Source organism: Nonomuraea sp. N2-4H, from assembly GCF_045291505.1.
In the GTDB taxonomy this organism is placed as follows: Bacteria; Actinomycetota; Actinomycetes; order Streptosporangiales; family Streptosporangiaceae; genus Nonomuraea; species Nonomuraea fastidiosa.
In genome coordinates, this window is sequence record NZ_CP147987.1 from 2,898,749 (window position 1) to 2,917,316 (window position 18,568).

Genomic DNA, 18,568 nt, shown 5'->3' on the forward strand with positions numbered 1-18,568 from the left:
AGCATCAGATCCAGCAGCAGCCCGGTGAGCGCGAAGTGGCCGTCTCGAACCCCAGGCCGGTGTCGGCCCCGGTCGCCACGGCCACCCGCCCGCTCTGATCGGGGATGTCGGCGGTCGTCCAGCTCTTGCCCATGCCGGGCTCCCCTCTGACGAACCGAAGGCACCTCGTCGGCGCGCAGGGCAGCGTGCCTGAAGGCAACGTATCCGCCGAGATCGTCGCCCGCTACAAGCGCGCGTCCCTGCAGCGCCTGGAGACCGTGGCCGCGCCGGTCGGCGAACACCTGCCGGAGCGGGGCGGGAACGCGGCGCCGTCCGGCTGCTCCTGGGCGTGCCCGCCCCGCTCCCGAACGCCGATCATGCCCCCGCTGCGGTGAGTGCCGGCAGGGCGGGGTAGTCGATGTAGCCATCAGGGCCGCCCTGGTACATCAGGCCGTCGCGGACCGGGTTGACGGGGGCGCCGGTGCGCAGCCGTTCGACCAGGTCGGGGTTGGCGAGGAACGGACGGCCCAGCGCGATCAGGTCGGCTCCCGCCGTCAGCAGCTTTTCGGCTGCGTTCTTGCCTCCGTCGGCGGGGATCTGGTCCTGCGGCAGCGTCGGGTTGGCGATCAGCGTGCCGGGCCAGATCGTGCGGATGCGCTCGAAGAGCGGCCGTCCGGGATCGGCGAAAACGATGTGCAGGTACGCGAGCCCGTGGTCGGCCAGGGTCCCGGCGAGCTGCGGGTACAGAACGTCGGCGTCGGCGCCGTCGATGCCGTTGACGGTGTTGCCGGGGGAGATGCGCAGCCCCACCCGGTCGGGGCCGATGGCCTGGGCGACGGCCTCCACGACCTCCACCACGAACCGCATGCGGCCCGCCACCGAGCCGCCGTAGTCGTCGGTGCGGCGGTTGGTGTTCGGCGCGAGGAACTGGTGGAGCAGGTAGCCGTTGGCGCCGTGCACCTCGACGCCGTCGAAGCCCGCGTCGATCGCCCGGCGGGCGGCGGCGGCGAAGTCGCCGATGGTGGTGCGGATGTCCTCGAGCGTCATCTCGCGCGGCACGACCGCCTCCTTGGGGCCGGTGGGCGTGTGGATGGTGTCGGGGAGCGGGATGGGGGAGGGGGCGACGGGCGTCAGCCCGCTGTTGTCCGGGTGCCCGACGCGGCCGCCGTGCTGGATCTGCAGGAACATCGGCGCCCCGCCAGCGCTCTTCACCGCCTCGACGACCTGCCGCCATCCGGCCACGTGGGCGTCGGTGTGGATGCCGGTGGTGTTCGGGTACGTCTTGCCGACCGCGTTCGGGGTGGACGCCTCGGCGACGATCAGCCCGGCCGTGGAACGCTGGGCGTAGTAGGTGGCCATGAGCGGCGTCGCGGTACCGTCGTCGGCGGCGCGGGTGCGGGTCATCGGCGCCATGACGAGGCGGTTCTCCAAGGTCAGGGAGCCGAGCCGGTACGGGGTGAACAGGTCTGAGGTGAGTGCTGTCTCGTTCATGGCGAAACCGTAGAATGTGACACTGATGTCAGATTCAACCCCGGACGATGTGAGATAGATCATGCGAATCGGTGAGCTGGCCCGGCGGACCGGCGTGAGCGAGCGTTCCCTGCGTTACTACGAGACGCAGGGCCTGCTGACCGCCGAACGCACGCCGGGCGGCCACCGCGAATACCCCGAAAGCGCTGTTGACCGTGTCATCCGGATCCAGGAGCTGTACAGCGCGGGACTGTGCAGCTCGAAGATCGCGCAGCTGCTGCCGTGCATGGGTGACGCCGACGGCGGGCCGTCCGAGACCGCCGACGCTCAGCTGGTCGCCGACCTGACCGTCGAGCGGGAGCGCATCATGCGCCAGGTCCAGGACCTGCTCCGGTCGGTGGACGTGCTGGACGAGGTGATCGAGAGGGCCGGCGGCCGCCCGCCCGCCGCCGCTACCCAGGGCTCAGACCGTCACTAGCGACGCCAGGCGTTCATAGCTGCCACAGCAGCACTTCTTCGTCCTCGCCTGCGCTGGCCAGGTATCTGCCGTCAGGGCTGAAGGCCACCGAGAAAACGGCGCCCTTATGGCCGGCGAGCGACTGGCCGATGGGGGTCTGCCTATGAGGGTTTGGGTGGCGACGCGCCACAGTCGTGCGGTGCCGTCGCGGCTACCGGTGGCGAGGATTTTGCCGTCGGGAGGGAAGGCGACCGAGGCGATGCCTTCGGGGGCCTCGAGGGGGTCGCCGATGCTCAACGTGGGGCGCACCTCCCACAGCCGCGCGGTGTCGTCATCGCTGCCGGTGGCCAGAATTCTGCCGTCAGGGGCTGAAGGCAACGGAAAGGCCCCAGTCGCTGTGGCCAAAGGGAAGGTCGTGCAGCAGGGTGGCGGGGACGGTTGGCTTAGGCGTGGGGGCCTTCCGGGCTGGGAGAGGTTCTGATCGGCTTGGGTCCGGATCGTCCTGGTCGAAGAGGTAGTTGGCGATCGGCAGAGCGGCGACCACATCCGCGACGCCCAGCCCGGTGAGCAGACGGCGACGGGTCGGGGCCCGGTGCGACACATTAGCGACCTGTGAGTCCGTTGCGGCTTCGACCGTAGAGCGCTGCCCGAGTCCGGAAGAGCCGGGTGCGCTGGGGCTCGGGACGTGCGATGTCGTTTCGGCGATCGTGGGTTTGTCCAGCCGGATGGTGGGCCCGGACGCGGGAGGCGGGGGCGTCGGCGGTATCTCGGCGGCAGGGGCCGCTCAGCCGGTTTCGACGGCTTTTCGCATCGTGGCGGCGTCCTGGGGACGTTCTTCGGGTCCTTAGCCAGCACGGTGGCCAGCAGCCCGTCCCAGAAGGCGGCAAGATCCGGCTTCAGCCGGGAGGGCGGCTGTAGATGTGCTGGAAGCGCATGGCGGCGGGCGAGTCCGCGGTGAAGGGCGGGCGGCCGGTGAGCATCTCGTACGGCACGCATCCGGTTGAGTACAGGTCCGTGCGGGCGTCGGCGGGCCTGCCATCGGCCTGTTCCGGCGACATGTACGCAGGCGTGCCGATCCGCATCCCTGTGGAGGTCAGCCGGGTGGCCGTCTCCGACATGAGCTTGGCGATCCCGAAATCCATCACCTTCACCCTGGCTTGGCCGTCGGCGAAGTCGGCGAAGTCGGCGAAGCGGACCATGATGTCGGCGGGCTTGATGTCGCGGTGCACGATGCCGCGTCCGTGGCTGTGCTCCAGCGCTTCCAGGACGGCCGTCGCGATCTGCCCGGCCTGTGCGGGCGTGAGAGGCGTCCGCCGCAGCAGATCGCCCAGCGTCTCTCCTTCCACCAGCTCCATCACCAGGTACGGAATCGGCTCCCCATCTTGGGCGTCCTCCCCGATGTCGAAGACGGTCGCGATGTTGGGATGCGACAACCCGGCGGCCGCCCGCGCCTTCCGCCGGAACCGGGCCAGGAAATCCGCATCGCGCAACATCTGCGCAGGCAGCACCTTGACCGCCACGGTCCGCTCCAGCTCCCGGTCATGCGCTCGGTACACCACCCCCATGCCGCCCTGCCCCAACGGGTCGAGCAGCTCGTACCGACCCGACAGCGCTCTCACCACGACCCCCGTTCCCACCGCTTCTCTCCTCGATCAACGCCGGGCCCACGGACGAGGCCGTCTCTTGGGGGCAGATGAACGAGTCTCTCTGCGTGACGCCATCATGACGCGGCTTGATCATGGCAGGAAACCAAGCGACCTACCGGCCAGTAGGCCCTATTTGAGATCACTACGTCGTTCGGCCCGCGCTAGCCTGCGTGCGGCCTACGAGGACGGGCCCGATCTTGCCCTCTACCACGTGGAGCTGGGCGGCTTCAGGGCGGCCCTGAACGCGACCCTCCTTGGCAAACCGCCCGCTTTTGGCTCACATCGCACATGAGAACGGCCCCTGGTGGCGCCAGAGGCCGTTCTTGTCGTCGCGATCTGCGATCGGATCAGCAGCGTGCTTTGATGGTGTCGATCGCGGCGCCGTAAGTTTCGATGTACCTGCCGCGATGGTGGGTCGGTTTCACCTCGCGCGGGGCCTGGTCCCCATCGCTGTCCACGAAACAACCGTATGCCTCGGAAACAAACGAACCGAGGTGATCTTGTAGATAGTCAGGGAGAGGGCCGTCTTTATCCTCTCCAGGAGTCCACTTCCACATCTTTCCCGTGAAGCCCTTACCGGGCCAGAGGCAGATGGCCCCTTCTGTGCAGGGCGGGTGCGGATTGATGCCGGTGTTTTGGTAAATGTGGGTCTCTTCGATCACATTGCCATCGCCGATGATGTTGCCGTTACCCGCCGCGTTACCTTGGCCGGCCACGCTACCCTGCGCTGCCATGTTCCCCTTGGGAACATCGCTGGCTATGGGGGCGGGGTTCCGGTTGGCCGTGGCTCCCCGCGTGGTGTTGGAAGGTTCGTCAAGTGTGTACAGAGCTGCGGAGGTGGAGCCGAGGGCCAGGACCGCCACGGCTCCTATCGAAACGGAGATGGCTCCGGCGCGCGTGGTGGCTTCATCGGCGGGGACGGATGAAGCCAGGAAGGAGCCGAAAACGACCCCTAGGATCGCATAGCCGATTGCCGGAATGAACCACAGAGAGGCCAGTTTGCTCTCGCCGAAGATCTTGCTGCAATTCACTGCCGTCATGACCGTGGCGAGAGCGATGATGAGGACGACAATCCATCGTTGATGCTGATTAAGGTGCACTTTCATGCGGCCATATTGTGGTGAGCAGCATGGGCGATCTGCGCCCCGCTGATCGAGACTTTGCCTTACCTTTATCTTGGGGTTGTGCTCATAAGGTGAGATCAAGCGCCGAACTGGAAAAGGCGCTCCTTGCAGTCGATTCCGAGCGAAAGCCGCCGTTGGCGGCGTCATTCGGGTGAGCGGTCGCCGGACGACTCGACGAGTTCGGCTTCGAGTGCTTCCGGCAGGGCAGCGTCGGTGATGACAGGTCGTCGCCCAGGTTGAGTATGCGTACCTCGCCGCGATCGAACACCAGCCGGATACCGACCTCCGTCTGGATGGCGGTCGATGATGCGGTGAACCGCCCGGACCGGTCGGCCGAGGAAGCGGCTCATTAGGAAGTCCGCCGGGGCGGGACCGACGATGACTTTGCCCCACTCGTCCATGTCGTAGGAGTCGTGTGGCTGATCGAGCCTCAGCTCGAGCGGGACGGCATGCCGCCATGATGTCACTAGACGTATCAGGTGCATTCTCGCTGCGGCCGGCAGGGGCGTTGGTCCCTGCTCAGCGGTTACGTGGTGTCGGGGTCATGGGGGCTTCCGGCCCTACTCGTACGTCCTCAGCTGGGGTCGGATGGCGGTTGGCTCGGGTACCCGGGCGCGGGTGTCCACGAGTCGAAGCCATACGATGACGCTGAGTAATGAAGCGAGGCGGGGTTCGATGACGGATGAGGTGGGTGGTCGGGCGAAGCTGATGCTGGGCCTGGCCACGGTGGGGTTCGCGGTCAACTTCTGGGCCTGGGCGCTGCTCAGTCCGCTCGGCCCGCGCTACAAGGAGCTGCTCGGGCTGTCGGCGCCGCAGCAGGCGTTGCTGGTCGCGGTGCCGGTGATCGTCGGGTCGCTGGGGCGGATTCCGGTGGGCGCGTTGACCGATCGGTACGGCGGGCGGGTGATGTTTCCGCTGGTGTCGGCGGTGACCATTGTGCCGGTGCTGTTCATCGGGCTCGCCGGGCAGGCGTCGTTCACGGCGTTGCTCATCGGCGGGTTCTTTCTGGGGGTCGCGGGTACGGCGTTCGCGATCGGGGTGCCGTTCGTCAACGCCTGGTTTCCGCCGCAGCGGCGCGGGTTCGCGGTCGGGATCTTCGGCGCGGGCATGGGCGGTACGGCCATCAGCGCGCTGACCACGGTGGGGCTGGTCGAGTGGGGCGGGGCGGCGGCGCCGTTCGTCATCACGGCGGTCGTACTGGCGGTGTACGCGGTCGTCGCGTGGCTGCTGCTGCGGGACGCGCCGGGGCGCAGCGCCACTGTGCAGCCGCTGGTCAAGCGGCTGGCGGACACAGGGCGGCTGCCGATCACCTGGCAGGCGTGCCTGCTGTACGCGGTCGCGTTCGGCGGGTACGTCGCCTTCTCCGTCTACCTGCCGACCTACCTGGAGACCGAGTACGACCTGGAGCAGGCGGACGCCGCCTACCGGATGGCCGGGTTCGTGGTGCTCGCGGTCCTGGCGCGGCCGCTGGGCGGATGGCTGTCGGACCGGTTCGGCCCGGTACGGGTGCTGGCGGGGGTGTTCGCGGTGGTCGCGGTCATGGCGGCGGTCCAGGCGCTGACGCCGCCGCTGCTGCCGGTGGGCACGGTCGCGTTCCTGTCGATGGCGGCGGCGCTCGGCGCGGGCAGCGGGGCCACGTTCGCGCTGGTGGCGCAGGTGGCTCCGGCCGACAAGGTCGGATCGGTCACCGGGCTGGTGGGGGCGGCCGGCGGGCTGGGCGGGTTCGTGCCGCCGCTGGTCATGGGGTTCATCTACGGGCGGCTCGGTTCGTACGGGCTGGGCCTGGCGCTGCTGGCGGTCACCGCCGGGCTGGCGGTGGTTCTGACCCTGACCGCGGTGCGCAGTCTCGCGGTCCGGCACGCGTCCACGACCTGAGCGTCAAAGCGCCCCTCGTCGCCTCGAGGCCGTCGAGCACGTGATCGTCAGCGGGTCGGTTCCCAGCCGCGCCGGACCGCAGGCCGGCTCTCGTCCCTGCTGCGGTACACGATGTACGGCCGGGTGAGGTAGCCGAGGGGCGCGGTGAGCATGTGCACGAGCCGGGTGAACGGCCAGATCGCGAACAGCACCAGCGCGCTGAGCGCGTGCAGCTGGAACAGCGGGGGCGCGCCCGCCATCAGGTCGGGCCGCGGCTGGAACAGGAAGATGGACCGGAACCAGGGCGAGACGGTGGTGCGGTAGTCGTAGCCGCCGCCGACGAGGTTGGCGTGCACGGTGGCGGCCAGGCCGAGGGCGATGGTGAGCGCGAGCACCGCGTACATGAGCTTGTCGTTGCGGGTGGTGGCGGTGAAGACGGGGCCGACCGTGCGGCGGCGGTAGATGAGGATGGCCAGGCCGCCCACGGTGGCGATGCCCGCGATCGTGCCGAGCACGACGGCGAGCAGGTGATAGAGGCTCTCGCTGATACCCACAGCCTCGGTCCAGGTCTTCGGGATCACCAGGCCGCCGACGTGGCCCAGCGCCACGATGAGGATGCCGAAGTGGAACAGCGGACTGCCGATGCGCAGCAGCCGCGACTCGTACATCTGGGACGAGCGCGTCGTCCAGCCGAACTTGTCGTAGCGGTAGCGCCAGAGGTGGCCGAGCACGAACACGGTCAGCGCCACGTACGGCAGCACCACCCACAGCAGGACGCTCATCGGCCCGCCTCCATGATCGCGTAGGGTTCCAGTCCGACCGCCTCGGCGGGCGGGCCTTCGGCGGCGAGCCGCAGCGCGGCCTGCCGTTCGCGCGCGCCCGCCGGGGGCAGCGTGGCCAGCACGGCGGCCACCACGTCCGCGTACGGCGAGCCCTCCTCGCGCAGCGCCGCGTGCAGCACCTCCACGCCCGCCCGATGCTCCAGCAGCAGCCGCCGGGCCTCGCGTTCCGCGCCGCGCGCCCACAGCTCGCACACCACGGCCAGGTGATCGGGCAGCTCGCCGCCGTCGAGCTCGAACCCAGCCGCCTTCACCGCGTGCTGGAACCGCAGCAGCGCCGGACCGCGCCTGCGGGTGTCGCCGTACGCGTAGTAGGTGAGGTACGGGCAGCAGCGCCGCTTGAGGTCGAACGTCGCCACGTAGTGCGCCGCCAGCGCACGAAGGTCCGTGCCCGCCACATACGCAAGGAAGGCCGACAGCCGGTCGCGTGCCTCGCCGGACGGCAGCCCGGAGACGGCCTCGCGCAGCACGCCGAGCCCGTCGCGGAGCCGCTCGTCGGGATAGCCGAGCAGCACCGAGGCCACCATGTGGACGGTCCGCGCGCTCATTTCCTCCTCCTCCTCTTGGGGAACAGGCCGTCCGGGGTGCCCTTGCCGTCCCAGTTGAGCAGGTTCACCCGGCCGCGCAGCTCGTCGGCGTCGTCCAGGTCGTCGCCCTGCTGACGTTCGCGCAGGGCGTGGAAGCTCTCCACCGCGACCGGGGCGGGCCGCCCGGACGCCTCGCCGAAGGGGCCGTTCATGCCGGGGCCGCCCTCGTAGTCGAGGCTGCACCCCAGCTCCTCCAGCCCGGCGGCCTGCTCGGCGTGCGCCGTGGGGATGACGTACCGTTCGGCGTACGGGGCCAGCGCGAGCAGCCGGTGCATGCCCTCGACCTGCGGGCCGGTCATGCCGGCGGCGCGCGCGATCGACTCGTCGGGCTCCTGGCCGAGGTTGAGCCGTCGCATGTACGAGCGCATCGCGGCCAGCCTGCGCAGCACCGTGCGCACCGGAGCAGGGTCGCCGGCGGTGAACAGCTCGGCCAGGTAGCCCACCGGGATGCGCAGCGCGTCGATGGCGCCGAACAAATTCCCTGCGTCCTCGCCGTCGTGCCCGGTGGCGGCGAGCACGTCCACGACGGGGGACAGCGGCGGGATGTACCAGACCATCGGCATCGTGCGGTACTCCGGATGCAGCGGCAGCGCCACCCCGTACTCGAAGATCAGCCGGTGGATCGGCGATTCGCGGGCGGCGTCCAGCCAGTCGTCGGGGATGCCGGAGTCGCGGGCGGCGGCGATGACGGCGGGGTCGCGCGGGTCGAGCAGCACACCCTTCTGCGCCTCGTACAGGTCGCGCTCGTCGGGCACGGAGGCGGCCTCGGCGACGCGGTCGGCGTCGTACAGCACCAGGCCGATGTAGCGCAGCCGCCCGACGCACGTCTCCGAGCAGACCGTGGGGATGCCGACCTCGACGCGCGGGAAGCAGAACGTGCACTTCTCCGCCTTGCCGGTGCGGTGGTTGAAGTACACCTTCTTGTACGGGCATCCGGTCACGCACATCCGCCACCCCCGGCAGCGGTCCTGATCGACCAGCACGATGCCGTCCTCCGACCGCTTGTACAGCGCCCCCGACGGGCAGGAGGCCACGCAGGACGGGTTGAGGCAGTGCTCGCAGATGCGCGGCAGGTAGAACATGAACGCACGCTCGAACTCCAGCCTCACCTGCTCCGACACCTTGCGCAGCACCGGGTCGGGCGAGGGGTCGCCGGCCAGGTCGTCGTCCCAGTTCGCGCTCCAGCCGATCTTCATGGGCTTGCCGCTGATGAGCGAGCGGGGCCGCGCCACCGGGGTGTCGTCCTGGAGGGGAGCGGAGAAGAGCCGGTCGTAGTCGTACGTCCAGGGCTCGTAGTAGTCCTGGATGGACGGCATGAGCGGGTTCGCGAAGATCGTCAGGAGCTTTCTGAACCGGCCGCCGGCCTTGAGCGTGAGGCGGCCGCGCCGGTTCAGCTCCCAGCCGCCCTTCCACCGCTCCTGGTCCTGGTAGCGGCGGGGATAGCCCTGTCCTGGCCGGGTCTCGACGTTGTTGAACCAGACGTACTCGGTGCCCGCCCGGTTGGTCCACGCCTGCTTGCAGGTGACCGAGCAGGTGTGGCAGCCGATGCACTTGTCGAGGTTCATCACCATGGCGAGCTGTGCCATCACGCGCATCAGTAGTCGACCTCCTGGCCGCGGCGGCGGATCACGGTGATCTCGTCGCGCTGGTTGCCGGTCGGGCCCAGATAGTTGAAGGCGAAGCTGAGCTGGGCGTATCCGCCGATCAGATGGGTGGGCTTGACGAGGAGCCGGGTGAGCGAGTTGTGGATGCCGCCGCGCAGCCCGGACGTCTCGCTCTTGGGCACGTCCACCACGCGTTCCTGGGCGTGGTACATGTACACCGTGCCCTCCGGCATGCGGTGCGAGACCACCGCGCGGGCCACCACGACGCCGTTGCGGTTGACCGCCTCCACCCAGTCGTTGTCGCCGATGCCGGCCTTCGCGGCGTCGGCCGGGCTCATCCAGATCGTCGGCCCGCCCCGCGACAGCGTCAGCATGAGCAGGTTGTCCTGGTACTCGGAGTGGATGGACCACTTGGAATGCGGGGTCAGGTAGCGGACGACGACACCTTCGACGACGCCCTGCTCGCTTTGCTCGCCGAGCGGCGGCTCGCCGAAGAGCGCGGTCATGTTCAGCGGCGGCCGGTAGACGGGCAGCGCCTCGCCCGCCTCGTGCATCCAGTGGTGGTCGAGGTAGAAGTGCTGGCGGCCGGTGAGGGTGTGCCAGGGCTTGCGGTGCTCGACGTTGATGGTGAACGGCGCGTAGCGCCGCCCGCCGCTCTCGCTGCCCGACCACTCCGGCGAGGTGATCACCGGGACGGGTCTGGCCTGGGTGTCGGCGAACGTGATCTGCCGGTGCTCGTCGGCCAGCCCGTCGAACGACGTGCCGGTCCGCCGGGCCAGCGTGGCGAAGCCCTGGGCGGCCAGGCGGCCGTTGGTAGTGCCCGACAGCGCCAGGATGGCCTCGCACAGGTCGCGGTCGCGGGCCAGCGACGGGCGGCCGTTGGGTGCGGTGCCGGTCATGCGGGCCAGCCGGTCGATCTCGCCGGACACGTCGTACGTCAGGCCCTTGGTGGTCGCGCCGAGCCGCTCCAGCAGCGGGCCCAGCGAGGCCATCTTCTCCGCGACCGCCCCGTAGTCGCGCTCCACCACGACCACCTTGGGGAAGTCCCGGCCCGGCGTGGGCGGCCGGCCGGTGGCGCGCCAGTCATGCACCCGGCCGTGCGGGGTGGCCAGCTCGTCGGGGGTGTCGTGCAGCAGCGGCAGGGCCACCAGATCGTTGCGCGTGCCCAGGTGGGTGCGGGCCAGGTCGCTGAACGCGCGGGCGATGGCGTGGAAGGCGGCGAAGTCCGTACGGGTCTGCCAGGGCGGGTCGATGGCGGGGGTGAACGCGTGCACGAACGGGTGCATGTCGGTCGAGGACAGATCGTGCTTCTCGTACCAGGTGGCGGCCGGGAGCACGATGTCGGAGAACAGCGTCGTGGACGTCATCCGGAAGTCCAGCGACAGCAGCAGGTCCAGCTTGCCGCGCGGCGCCTCGTCCACCCACGCAACGTCGCCGGGGCGCCGGTCGGGCGGGGCTTCTTGGGCGCGTACGGCGGAGTCCGCGCCCAGCAGGTGCCGCAGGAAGTACTCGTTGCCCTTGGCCGAGGAGCCCAGCAGGTTCGCCCGCCACACCGTCAGCACGCGCGGCCAGTTGCCCGGCGCGTCGGGGTCCTCGCAGGCGAAGCCGAGCCGCCCGGCCGCGACCTCACCCGCCACGTACGCCGCCGGGCCGTCGCCGGCTGCGCCGGCCTCGTCGGCCAGGTCGAGCGGGTTGCGGTCGAACGTCGGATACGACGGCATCCAGCCGAGCCTGGCGGACTGCGCCAGCAGGTCGGCGGTGGCCTTCCCGGCGAACGCGCCGTCGGCGAGCGGCGAGGAGACGGCGTCGGCGCTGTAGGTGTCGTAGCGCCACTGGCAGGTGTGCAGGTACCAGTAGGCGGTGCCGATCATCTGCCGGGGCGGGCGTTGCCAGTCCAGCCCGAACGCGAGCTGCGCCCACCCGGTGATCGGCCGGCACTTCTCCTGCCCGACGTAGTGGGCCCAGCCGCCGCCGTTGACGCCCTGGCAGCCGGTCAGCGTGGTCAGCGCCAGCATGGCCCGGTAGATGGTGTCGGAGTGGAACCAGTGGTTGGTCCCCGCCCCCATGATGATCATCGAGCGGCCGCCCGACTGTTCGGCGTTCGCGGCGAACTCCCTGGCGATCCTGGCCGCCGCCCGCGCCGGCACGCCGGTGATCTGCTCCTGCCAGGCCGGCGTGTACGGCTCCGCCGCGTCCTCGTACCCCGACGGCCAGCGCCCCGGCAGCCCGTCGCGGGCCACGCCGTACTGGGCGAGCAGCAGGTCGTAGACCGTGGTGACGAGGTGGCCGCCGACCCGCCGTACCGGAACGCCCCGCTCCAGCACGCCGCCGCCGTCGTCGAAGCGGGGGAGCGCGACCGGCACCGCCTCGCCCCCGTAGACGGTCAGCAGCGGGTCCACGCCGTCCAGGTCGAGGTTCCAGCGGCCCTCACCCCGCTCGGAGTAGCGGAAGGCGAGCGAGCCGTTCGGCACGGCCGGCGCGCCGGTGCGCGCGTCCAGCAGCACCGTCGCGAACGCCCCCTCCGGCCGGTCCAGGTCGGCCGCGGTGAGGAACGTGTCCGGCACGTACGTCCCGCCGCGCTCGCGCAGCCTGACCAGGAACGGCAGGTCCGTGAAGCGCTTGACGTACTCGGTGAACGCGGGCGTGGCGCGGTCGGCGAAGAACTCCTTGAGGATCACGTGGCCCATCGCCATGGCCAGCGCGCCGTCCGTGCCGGGGCGCGGGGCCAGCCACTCGTCGGCGAACTTCGCGGCGTCGCTGTAGTCGGGCGCGAGCACCACCACCTTCTGCCCGCGGTAGCGCGCCTCGGCCATGTAGTGGGCGTCGGGTGTGCGGGTGACCGGCACGTTGGAGCCCCACAGCATCAGGTACGCCGCGTCCCACCAGTCGGCCGACTCCGGCACGTCCGTCTGGTCGCCGAACACCTGCGGCGAGGCCACCGGCAGGTCGGCGTACCAGTCGTAGAACGACAGCATCGCGCCGCCGATCAGCGAGATGAACCGGGCGCCGACCGCGTGCGAGGCCATCGACATGGCCGGGATCGGGGAGAAGCCCGCGATCCGGTCGGGTCCGTACGTCTTGATCGTGTGCACGTGCGCCGCCGCGATGATCTCGCACGCCTCGTCCCACGTGATCCGGACCAGCCCGCCCTTGCCCCGGACGGACTGGTAGCGGCGCCGCTTGTCCGGGTCGGAGGTGATTTCCGCCCACGCCGCGACCGGGTCGCCCAGCCGCGCCTTCGCCTCCCGGTACAGCTCGACCAGGACGCCGCGCGCGTACGGGTAGCGCACGCGGGTGGGGGAGTAGGTGTACCAGGAGAACGCCGCGCCCCTGGGGCAGCCGCGCGGCTCGTACTCCGGCCGGTCGCCGCCCACGCTCGGGTAGTCGGTCTGCTGCGCCTCCCAGGTGATGATGCCGTCCTTGACGTACACCTTCCACGAGCACGAGCCGGTGCAGTTCACGCCGTGCGTGGAGCGGACCACCTTGTCATGGCTCCACCGGTCCCGGTAGAAGTCGTCCGCCTGCCTGCCGCCCACCTGGTAGAGGGCGCGGAGGTCCGGCGAGACCGTGCCCGGCCGCAGGTGGCGGCCCATCCGCAGCAGCGCGTCGCTGACCGGTCCATCCATCCCCGCCATGTCTTTCGCCCCTGCCGTCACCGATCTGACACGTTCCGTTACCTAGTCCGCCGGCGGCGGGAGAAACGTGGCTCGCCATCCTCGCGGATGCCTTTCTCCTCACCCTTGCCGATCAGGGCGGCGGGCACGGCGGCCGAAGGGCCTCCCGGTGGAGGACCAAGGTCCCTTCGGGCGGGGCCTGACGCCCCTGGGGAGCGGGCCGGGCCGTGCAGCAGCCTGACCGGCATGGACGTCCTTGATCTCTCCCGCTGGCAGTTCGGCGTCACGACCGTCTACCACTTCCTGTTCGTGCCCCTCACCATCGGGCTGTCGATCATCGTGGCCGGGCTGCAGACCGCCTGGCACCGGACGGGGAGACCGGAGTACCTGAAGCTGACCCGGTTCTGGGCAGGCTCTTCTCATCAACTTCGCGATGGGCGTGGTGACCGGCATCGTGCAGGAGTTCCAGTTCGGGATGAACTGGAGCGCCTACTCCAGGTTCGTCGGTGACGTGTTCGGAGCGCCGCTGGCCATGGAAGGGCTGCTGGCCTTCTTCCTGGAGTCCACCTTCCTCGGCCTGTGGATCTTCGGCTGGGACCGGCTGCCGCGCCGGGTGCACCTGGCCACGATCTGGCTGGCCGCCATCGGCACGAACATCTCGGCGTACTTCATCCTCGCCGCCAACTCCTGGATGCAGCATCCCGTCGGCTACCGGATCGCCGGTGGGCGGGCCGAACTGACCGACATCTGGGCGGTGCTCACCAACTCCACCACCCTGGTCACCTTCCCGCACGTCATCTTCGGCGCGTTCCTGACCGCGGCGGCCTTCGTGCTCGGTGTCAGCGCCTGGTTCCTGCTCCACAAACGCGACCAGCCGCTCTTTCGCACCTCCGCCAGGATGGCGCTCGTCGTCGCGCTCGTCTCGGCCGTGGGCGTGGCGTTCTCCGGCCACTGGCAGGCGCAGATCATGACCGAGCAGCAGCCGATGAAGATGGCCGCCGCCGAGGCGCTGTGGGAGGACGAGACGTCGGCCGGGTTCTCGCTGTTCGCGATCGGTGACGTGGAGAACGGCCGCAACCACGTCAACCTGCAGATCCCGTACGGCCTCAGCCTGCTGGCCACCAACAGCCTGGACGGCAAGGTCGAGGGGATCAATGACATCCAGGCCCGCTACCAGGCCCTTTACGGTCCCGGCGACTACCGGCCGGTCGTGGGCCTGGCGTACTGGTCGTTCCGCCTGATGATCGGGTTCGGTGCGCTGTCGGCGCTGCTCGCGGCCGCCGGGCTCTGGCTGACCCGGCGCGGCAGGCTCCCGTCAGGCCGCTGGGCCTACCGGCTGGCCATCGCCGGGATTGGGCTGCCCTTCCTGGCCAACACCCTGGGGTGGATCTTCACCGAGATGGGCCGCCAGCCGTGGACGGTCTTCGGCATCATGCGCACTGCCGCCGCGGTCTCGCCCACCGCGGACGTCACGTCGGTGGCCATCACGCTCGCCGGCTTCACCCTGGTCTACGCCGTGCTCGCGGCGATCGAGGTGCGGCTGCTGATCAAGTTCATCCGCATCGGGCCGGACGAGCAGGCAGAACAGGAAACCTCCGTCCCCGCACTCAGCTACTGACAAGGACATCACCGTCATGGAACTGACCACCGTCTGGTTCGTGCTGATCGCCGTGCTGTGGACCGGCTACTTCCTGCTGGAGGGCTTCGACTTCGGCGTCGGCGTGCTGCTGCCGTTCCTGAGCAGGGACGAGGCGGACCGGCGCGTCATCGTCCGCTCGATCGGGCCCGTCTGGGACGGCAACGAGGTGTGGCTGCTGGTGGCGGGCGGGGCGACGTTCGCCGCGTTCCCCGAGTGGTACGCCACCCTGTTCAGCGGCTTCTACCTGCCTTTGTTCCTCATCCTGCTGGCGCTCATCGCGCGTGGCGTGGCGCTGGAGTATCGCGGCAAGTCCGGCAGCCCGCGCGGCTGGGACCGGGCCTTCTTCTGGGGGTCGCTCGGCCCGGCCTTCCTGTGGGGCGTGGCGTTCGCCAACATCGTGCGCGGGGTGCCGCTGGACGCCCGCCACGAGTACACCGGCACCCTGTTCACCCTGCTCAACCCGTTCGCGCTGCTCGGCGGGCTCGCCACGCTGCTGCTGTGCACCTCGCACGGCGCGGTCTTCCTCGCCCTGCGCACCACCGGCGAGCTGCGTGCGGCCGCCTCGCGGGCGGCGAGGAGCCTGGCGCCGGCGACGATCGTGGTGGTGATGGCGTTCCTGCTCACCATCGGCGGACCGCGGCCCGTCCTGGAGGGCGCCTGGTGGGCGGCGGTGGCGCTGGCGGCGCTCGGCCTGCTGGGCGCGACGGCGGCGACGCTGCGCGGCCGCGACGGCTGGGCCTTCACCGCGAGCGCGGTCGCCGTGGTCGCGGTGGTGGCCGGCCTGTTCGTCAGGTTGTTCCCGAACGTGCTGCCCGCGCTCGACCCGGCCAACAGCCTGACCGTGACCAACGCCGCCTCCACGCCGTACACGCTCACGGTGATGACCTGGGTGGCGGCCATCTTCACGCCCGTGGTGCTGGCCTACCAGGCGTGGACGTACTGGGTCTTCCGCCGCCGGCTCACCGGGCCGCCCGCCGGCTCCCGGTGAGAAGGCCCCCTCTCCCGGGGAACCACGGCGTCTGACCCAGCCGGCGGCGCGGCGGTCACGCCGGCGGAACCCGGTCAGTCCTTGCGGCCGGCGCGCAGCCGCGCCGCCAGCGCGGCCGCCTGCGTGCGGCGCTGCATGTCGAGCTTGGACAGCAGGTTCGACACGTAGTTCTTCACGGTCTTCTCGGCGAGGAACATGCGCTCGCCGATCTGCCGATTGGTGAGCCCCTCGCCGATGAGGTCGAGGATGTGGCGCTCCTGCTCGGTCAGCGCGGCGAGCGGGTCTTTCTTGGCGGCCTGGTCGCGCAGCCGCTGCAGCATGGTGGCCGTCGTCTGCGGGTCGAGCAGCGACTGTCCCGACGCCACCGTACGGACCGCGCCCACCAGGTCGGAGCCGTGGATCTGCTTGAGCACGTAACCGGCGGCCCCGGCCATCACCGCGTCGAACAGCGCGTCGTCGTCGGCGAACGACGTCAGCATCAGGCACGCCAGCCCCGGCACCCGCGAGCGCACCTCGCGGCAGACGTCCACGCCGCTGCCGTCGGGCAGCCGGACGTCCAGGATCGCCACGTCGGGCCTGAGCGCGGGGATGCGCGCGATCGCGGACTCGGCCGTGCCCGCCTCGCCGACCACCTCGATGTCGTCCTCCGAGTCCAGCAGCGCCGCGACACCCCGGCGGACGACCTCGTGATCGTCGAGGAGGAACACACGAATCATGGAAGTGACGCTACCCAACCGGCGACCCGGGTCAAAGGACGAAGGTCCCGAGTCGGACCGGCGAAGGTCCCCCGCGGTCGCGACGTGGCCTCCGTGCCGGCGCGGGCGATCACCCCCACGGGCCGCCCGCTCACCTGCGCCGGCCTCCTACGCCGCCAGGACCTTGGTCTTGGCGCGCTCGTACTCCTCCGGCGTGAGGTCCCCGTGGTTCTTGAGATCGGCCAGCCGCGCGAGCTCATCGGCCTGGCCGGTGGCCGTCCGCCGTCCGGCGGCCTCGTAGTAGCGGGCCTCGCGTTCGATCGCCGCGGCGGCCTCGCGGCGGCCCATCCCCTTGCCGCGCACGATCAGGTAGAGGAGGACGCCCACCAGCGGCAGGACGATGACCAGAATCGACCAGCCCGCCTTGGCCCAGCCGTTCACGGTGTCGTCGCGGAAGAGGTCCACGATGACGCGGAAGACCAGCATCAGCCAGACGACCCAGAGGAAGAACCACATCATGGTGAGGAAGATGTTCAGCAGCGGATAGTCGTCCATGTCAGCCGTCCCTCCTATGGGGCCGAGCCCGACGGGAGCGGCCTGCCCCGTCGTCATTGGGCCGCCGAGCCCCCGGCCCGGCGGTTGTACATCGTCAAGGCCCAGATGACCAGGACGTTCAGCACGATGATCAGCACGCTCCAGAGCGGGTAGTAGGGCAGGAACAGGAAGTTCGCCACGGCGCTCAGCACGGCGAGCACGATGCCCACGGCGCGCCCCCACGCCTGGGCGGCGAACACGGCCAGGCCGGCCAGGAAGATGAGGACGCCGATGGCGAGGTGGACCCAGCCCCACGCGGTCAGGTCCCATTTGAAGACATAGTCTCCGCGGAAGACGTACACGTCGTTCCGGAAGATGGCGGCGATTCCGGAGAGCGCGCCGAACAGCCCGCTCAGCACCATCATGCTTCCGGCGAAGTAGGCCAGTCCCACCACCCAGCCGGACGGGCGATGACCGGTTGTCGTTGAGGACATCTCGACTCCTCGTCCTCGGGCACGCGCGATGAACGCACGGACGCCGTCCAGCTACCCGCAGGCCGACCACCAAACCAGCAACGATTCCCGGATCGGCGAGGGTCCGTCGCCGATCACAACCGCGCGATCGCGGCCTCGAGGAACCGGTCGCGCCGGCGGGTGACGTGAGGGCTGTGGCCCTCGGTCGGCGTGTTGAGCGCGGCCACGGCGTCCCAGTACGGGACGTCCTCGGCCCGCGTGCCGGTGGCACGTTCCCAGCCCGCCAGCACATAGGCGGGCGCGTCGTCGTCGTACAGGATCGCGGCCTGCTTGCGCAGCTCGCCGAGATCCACGCCGGGATCGCCGACGCCGGCCGTCTTCCAGTCGATCAGCGCGCGCACCCCGCTGCCGGCGAGCACCGTGTTGCCGGGCCACACATCGCCGTGCACGAAGACGTTCGGCGTGGCCGGAAGCTTGATCGCCTGGACGCGTTCGTCGGCTTTCTGCAGCAGCGCCGTGGTCGGCATCCTGCCCTCCCGGCGGTCTCGGGCGAAGTCGTCGACCGCGATGGGGCGCGGCCGGAACGGAAGATCCGGCTGCGGATCGAGGGCGACCGCGTGCACGCGGGCGAGCGCCGCGCCCGCCGCCAGGAGCAGCTCAGGGGAGACCGTCGCGGGCCATGCGCTGGTCCCGGATATGACGGTCTCCAAGGTCGCCGGTACCCCGGCCGCGCGGCCGTCGAGATCGGCCGCGAGCAGACGCGGAGCCGTCAGCCCGTGCTTCTCGGCGACGAGCAGCGCCGCCGCGTTCGTCGCTATGAGCTCCGGCCCGATGCGGCTGCTCGGCGCCCGCAGCACCACCGATGACGTCGCCCCGCCAGGGGCTGCCAGATCGACCCACCAGGGGCTCTCCCCGTCGTGCAGGGACCTTACCGCCCCGATCCGATCACCGAGCCGATCCTCGACCCACGCGCGCAGCGGCTCCGCCGGACCTGAGCCGCGCCTGTCATCCTTCCCCCACTGCACAAACGTGATCCGGATCCGGCCCGGTGTCAAGGCGCAGGGG

At 70.3% G+C, this 18,568-nt stretch carries 17 protein-coding genes and 2 pseudogenes; 5 read left to right on the plus strand and 14 right to left on the minus strand.

Going from position 1 to position 18,568, the window contains the following annotated elements; all coding sequences use genetic code 11:
* Nucleotides 1-4: 4 nt before the first annotated feature.
* Nucleotides 5-133 (minus strand): hypothetical protein, encoded by a 129-nt coding sequence (locus WBK31_RS13250; RefSeq protein WP_364070606.1) that lies wholly within the window; start codon nucleotides 131-133, stop codon nucleotides 5-7.
* Between WBK31_RS13250 and WBK31_RS13255 the strand changes: the two genes are divergently transcribed.
* Nucleotides 132-374: a hypothetical protein gene (locus WBK31_RS13255; RefSeq protein ID WP_364070609.1), complete on the plus strand. Its 243-nt coding sequence runs from the start codon at nucleotides 132-134 to the stop codon at nucleotides 372-374. The two genes, WBK31_RS13250 and WBK31_RS13255, sit on opposite strands and share 2 nt — an antisense overlap.
* Here the strand turns inward: WBK31_RS13255 and WBK31_RS13260 are convergent.
* A complete protein-coding gene (locus WBK31_RS13260) occupies nucleotides 355-1,470 on the minus strand; it encodes an alkene reductase (RefSeq protein WP_364070612.1) in 1,116 nt (371 codons plus the stop codon). The two genes, WBK31_RS13255 and WBK31_RS13260, sit on opposite strands and share 20 nt — an antisense overlap.
* A 61-nt stretch (nucleotides 1,471-1,531) precedes the next feature.
* Between WBK31_RS13260 and WBK31_RS13265 the strand changes: the two genes are divergently transcribed.
* Nucleotides 1,532-1,927: a MerR family transcriptional regulator gene (locus tag WBK31_RS13265; protein WP_364070614.1), complete on the plus strand. Its 396-nt coding sequence runs from the start codon at nucleotides 1,532-1,534 to the stop codon at nucleotides 1,925-1,927.
* Between the two features lie 13 nt (nucleotides 1,928-1,940).
* On the opposite strand, the gene WBK31_RS13270 is transcribed toward WBK31_RS13265, so the two are convergent.
* The 4 genes and pseudogenes from WBK31_RS13270 to WBK31_RS13285 form a co-directional block, all read right to left on the minus strand.
* Nucleotides 1,941-2,096, minus strand: a complete 156-nt coding sequence (locus WBK31_RS13270; protein ID WP_364070617.1) for a WD40 repeat domain-containing protein — start codon at nucleotides 2,094-2,096, stop codon at nucleotides 1,941-1,943.
* Nucleotides 2,097-2,104: 8 nt separating this feature from the next.
* Nucleotides 2,105-2,902, minus strand: a pseudogene (locus tag WBK31_RS13275) (WD40 repeat domain-containing protein); the annotation flags it as partial.
* The gene (locus tag WBK31_RS13280) at nucleotides 2,803-3,543 is read right to left on the minus strand and encodes a protein kinase domain-containing protein (protein ID WP_364070620.1); all 741 of its coding nucleotides are present in this window, start codon (nucleotides 3,541-3,543) and stop codon (nucleotides 2,803-2,805) included. The pseudogene WBK31_RS13275 and the gene WBK31_RS13280, both read right to left, overlap by 100 nt.
* Nucleotides 3,544-3,899: 356 nt before the next feature.
* On the minus strand, nucleotides 3,900-4,658 hold the full coding sequence (locus WBK31_RS13285; protein ID WP_364070646.1) for a peptidase inhibitor family I36 protein: 759 nt from the start codon (nucleotides 4,656-4,658) through the stop codon (nucleotides 3,900-3,902).
* Between the two features lie 693 nt (nucleotides 4,659-5,351).
* Here WBK31_RS13285 and WBK31_RS13290 point away from each other — a divergent pair.
* Nucleotides 5,352-6,551, plus strand: a complete 1,200-nt coding sequence (locus WBK31_RS13290; protein WP_364070649.1) for an MFS transporter — start codon at nucleotides 5,352-5,354, stop codon at nucleotides 6,549-6,551.
* Nucleotides 6,552-6,598: 47 nt separating this feature from the next.
* Here the strand turns inward: WBK31_RS13290 and narI are convergent, their stop codons facing one another.
* Genes narI through WBK31_RS13310 form a run of 4 tightly spaced genes read right to left on the minus strand, consistent with a single transcriptional unit; the run spans nucleotide 6,599 to nucleotide 13,195 of the window.
* The gene (gene narI / locus WBK31_RS13295) at nucleotides 6,599-7,312 is read right to left on the minus strand and encodes a respiratory nitrate reductase subunit gamma (protein ID WP_364070651.1); all 714 of its coding nucleotides are present in this window, start codon (nucleotides 7,310-7,312) and stop codon (nucleotides 6,599-6,601) included.
* Nucleotides 7,309-7,917: a nitrate reductase molybdenum cofactor assembly chaperone gene (gene narJ, locus WBK31_RS13300; RefSeq protein WP_378789366.1), complete on the minus strand. Its 609-nt coding sequence runs from the start codon at nucleotides 7,915-7,917 to the stop codon at nucleotides 7,309-7,311. The genes narI and narJ overlap by 4 nt, the downstream gene beginning before the upstream one ends.
* A complete protein-coding gene (gene narH / locus WBK31_RS13305) occupies nucleotides 7,914-9,551 on the minus strand; it encodes a nitrate reductase subunit beta (RefSeq protein ID WP_406674926.1) in 1,638 nt (545 codons plus the stop codon). Before narH ends, narJ begins: the two co-directional genes overlap by 4 nt.
* Nucleotides 9,551-13,195: a nitrate reductase subunit alpha gene (locus WBK31_RS13310; RefSeq protein WP_406674927.1), complete on the minus strand. Its 3,645-nt coding sequence runs from the start codon at nucleotides 13,193-13,195 to the stop codon at nucleotides 9,551-9,553. The genes narH and WBK31_RS13310 overlap by 1 nt, the downstream gene beginning before the upstream one ends.
* 225 nt (nucleotides 13,196-13,420) lie before the next feature.
* Between WBK31_RS13310 and WBK31_RS13315 the strand changes: the two are divergent.
* Nucleotides 13,421-14,792 (plus strand): annotated as a pseudogene (locus tag WBK31_RS13315) (cytochrome ubiquinol oxidase subunit I).
* A 16-nt stretch (nucleotides 14,793-14,808) separates the two neighbouring features.
* Nucleotides 14,809-15,801 (plus strand): cytochrome d ubiquinol oxidase subunit II, encoded by a 993-nt coding sequence (gene cydB, locus WBK31_RS13320; RefSeq protein WP_378789362.1) that lies wholly within the window; start codon nucleotides 14,809-14,811, stop codon nucleotides 15,799-15,801.
* 74 nt (nucleotides 15,802-15,875) lie between these two features.
* Here the strand turns inward: cydB and WBK31_RS13325 are convergent, their stop codons facing one another.
* The 4 genes from WBK31_RS13325 to WBK31_RS13340 all read right to left on the minus strand — a co-directional run bounded on the left by WBK31_RS13325 (nucleotide 15,876) and on the right by WBK31_RS13340 (nucleotide 18,528).
* A complete protein-coding gene (locus tag WBK31_RS13325) occupies nucleotides 15,876-16,517 on the minus strand; it encodes a response regulator (protein WP_378789360.1) in 642 nt (213 codons plus the stop codon).
* A 147-nt stretch (nucleotides 16,518-16,664) separates the two neighbouring features.
* A complete protein-coding gene (locus WBK31_RS13330; RefSeq protein ID WP_364070668.1) occupies nucleotides 16,665-17,051 on the minus strand; it encodes an SHOCT domain-containing protein in 387 nt (128 codons plus the stop codon).
* 53 nt (nucleotides 17,052-17,104) lie between these two features.
* Complete coding sequence (locus WBK31_RS13335; RefSeq protein ID WP_364070671.1) at nucleotides 17,105-17,524, minus strand: hypothetical protein; 420 nt, start codon at nucleotides 17,522-17,524, stop codon at nucleotides 17,105-17,107.
* Nucleotides 17,525-17,637: 113 nt separating this feature from the next.
* Nucleotides 17,638-18,528 (minus strand): phosphotransferase, encoded by an 891-nt coding sequence (locus WBK31_RS13340; RefSeq protein ID WP_364070674.1) that lies wholly within the window; start codon nucleotides 18,526-18,528, stop codon nucleotides 17,638-17,640.
* Nucleotides 18,529-18,568: the final 40 nt, after the last annotated feature.

What these genes read in the sequence shown, in the direction of transcription:
- WBK31_RS13335 (WP_364070671.1), bottom strand. Translation starts at nt 17,524, where the DNA reads ATGTCCTCAACGACAACCGGTCATCGCCCGTCCGGCTGGGTGGTGGGA.
- WBK31_RS13330 (WP_364070668.1), bottom strand. Translation starts at nt 17,051, where the DNA reads ATGGACGACTATCCGCTGCTGAACATCTTCCTCACCATGATGTGGTTC.
- narJ (WP_378789366.1), bottom strand. Translation starts at nt 7,917, where the DNA reads ATGAGCGCGCGGACCGTCCACATGGTGGCCTCGGTGCTGCTCGGCTAT.
- narH (WP_406674926.1), bottom strand. Translation starts at nt 9,551, where the DNA reads ATGCGCGTGATGGCACAGCTCGCCATGGTGATGAACCTCGACAAGTGC.
- WBK31_RS13265 (WP_364070614.1), top strand. Translation starts at nt 1,532, where the DNA reads ATGCGAATCGGTGAGCTGGCCCGGCGGACCGGCGTGAGCGAGCGTTCC.
- WBK31_RS13255 (WP_364070609.1), top strand. Translation starts at nt 132, where the DNA reads ATGCCGGGCTCCCCTCTGACGAACCGAAGGCACCTCGTCGGCGCGCAG.
- WBK31_RS13250 (WP_364070606.1), bottom strand. Translation starts at nt 133, where the DNA reads ATGGGCAAGAGCTGGACGACCGCCGACATCCCCGATCAGAGCGGGCGG.
- WBK31_RS13325 (WP_378789360.1), bottom strand. Translation starts at nt 16,517, where the DNA reads ATGATTCGTGTGTTCCTCCTCGACGATCACGAGGTCGTCCGCCGGGGT.
- WBK31_RS13260 (WP_364070612.1), bottom strand. Translation starts at nt 1,470, where the DNA reads ATGAACGAGACAGCACTCACCTCAGACCTGTTCACCCCGTACCGGCTC.
- WBK31_RS13290 (WP_364070649.1), top strand. Translation starts at nt 5,352, where the DNA reads ATGACGGATGAGGTGGGTGGTCGGGCGAAGCTGATGCTGGGCCTGGCC.
- WBK31_RS13285 (WP_364070646.1), bottom strand. Translation starts at nt 4,658, where the DNA reads ATGAAAGTGCACCTTAATCAGCATCAACGATGGATTGTCGTCCTCATC.
- WBK31_RS13310 (WP_406674927.1), bottom strand. Translation starts at nt 13,195, where the DNA reads ATGGCGGGGATGGATGGACCGGTCAGCGACGCGCTGCTGCGGATGGGC.
- cydB (WP_378789362.1), top strand. Translation starts at nt 14,809, where the DNA reads ATGGAACTGACCACCGTCTGGTTCGTGCTGATCGCCGTGCTGTGGACC.
- narI (WP_364070651.1), bottom strand. Translation starts at nt 7,312, where the DNA reads ATGAGCGTCCTGCTGTGGGTGGTGCTGCCGTACGTGGCGCTGACCGTG.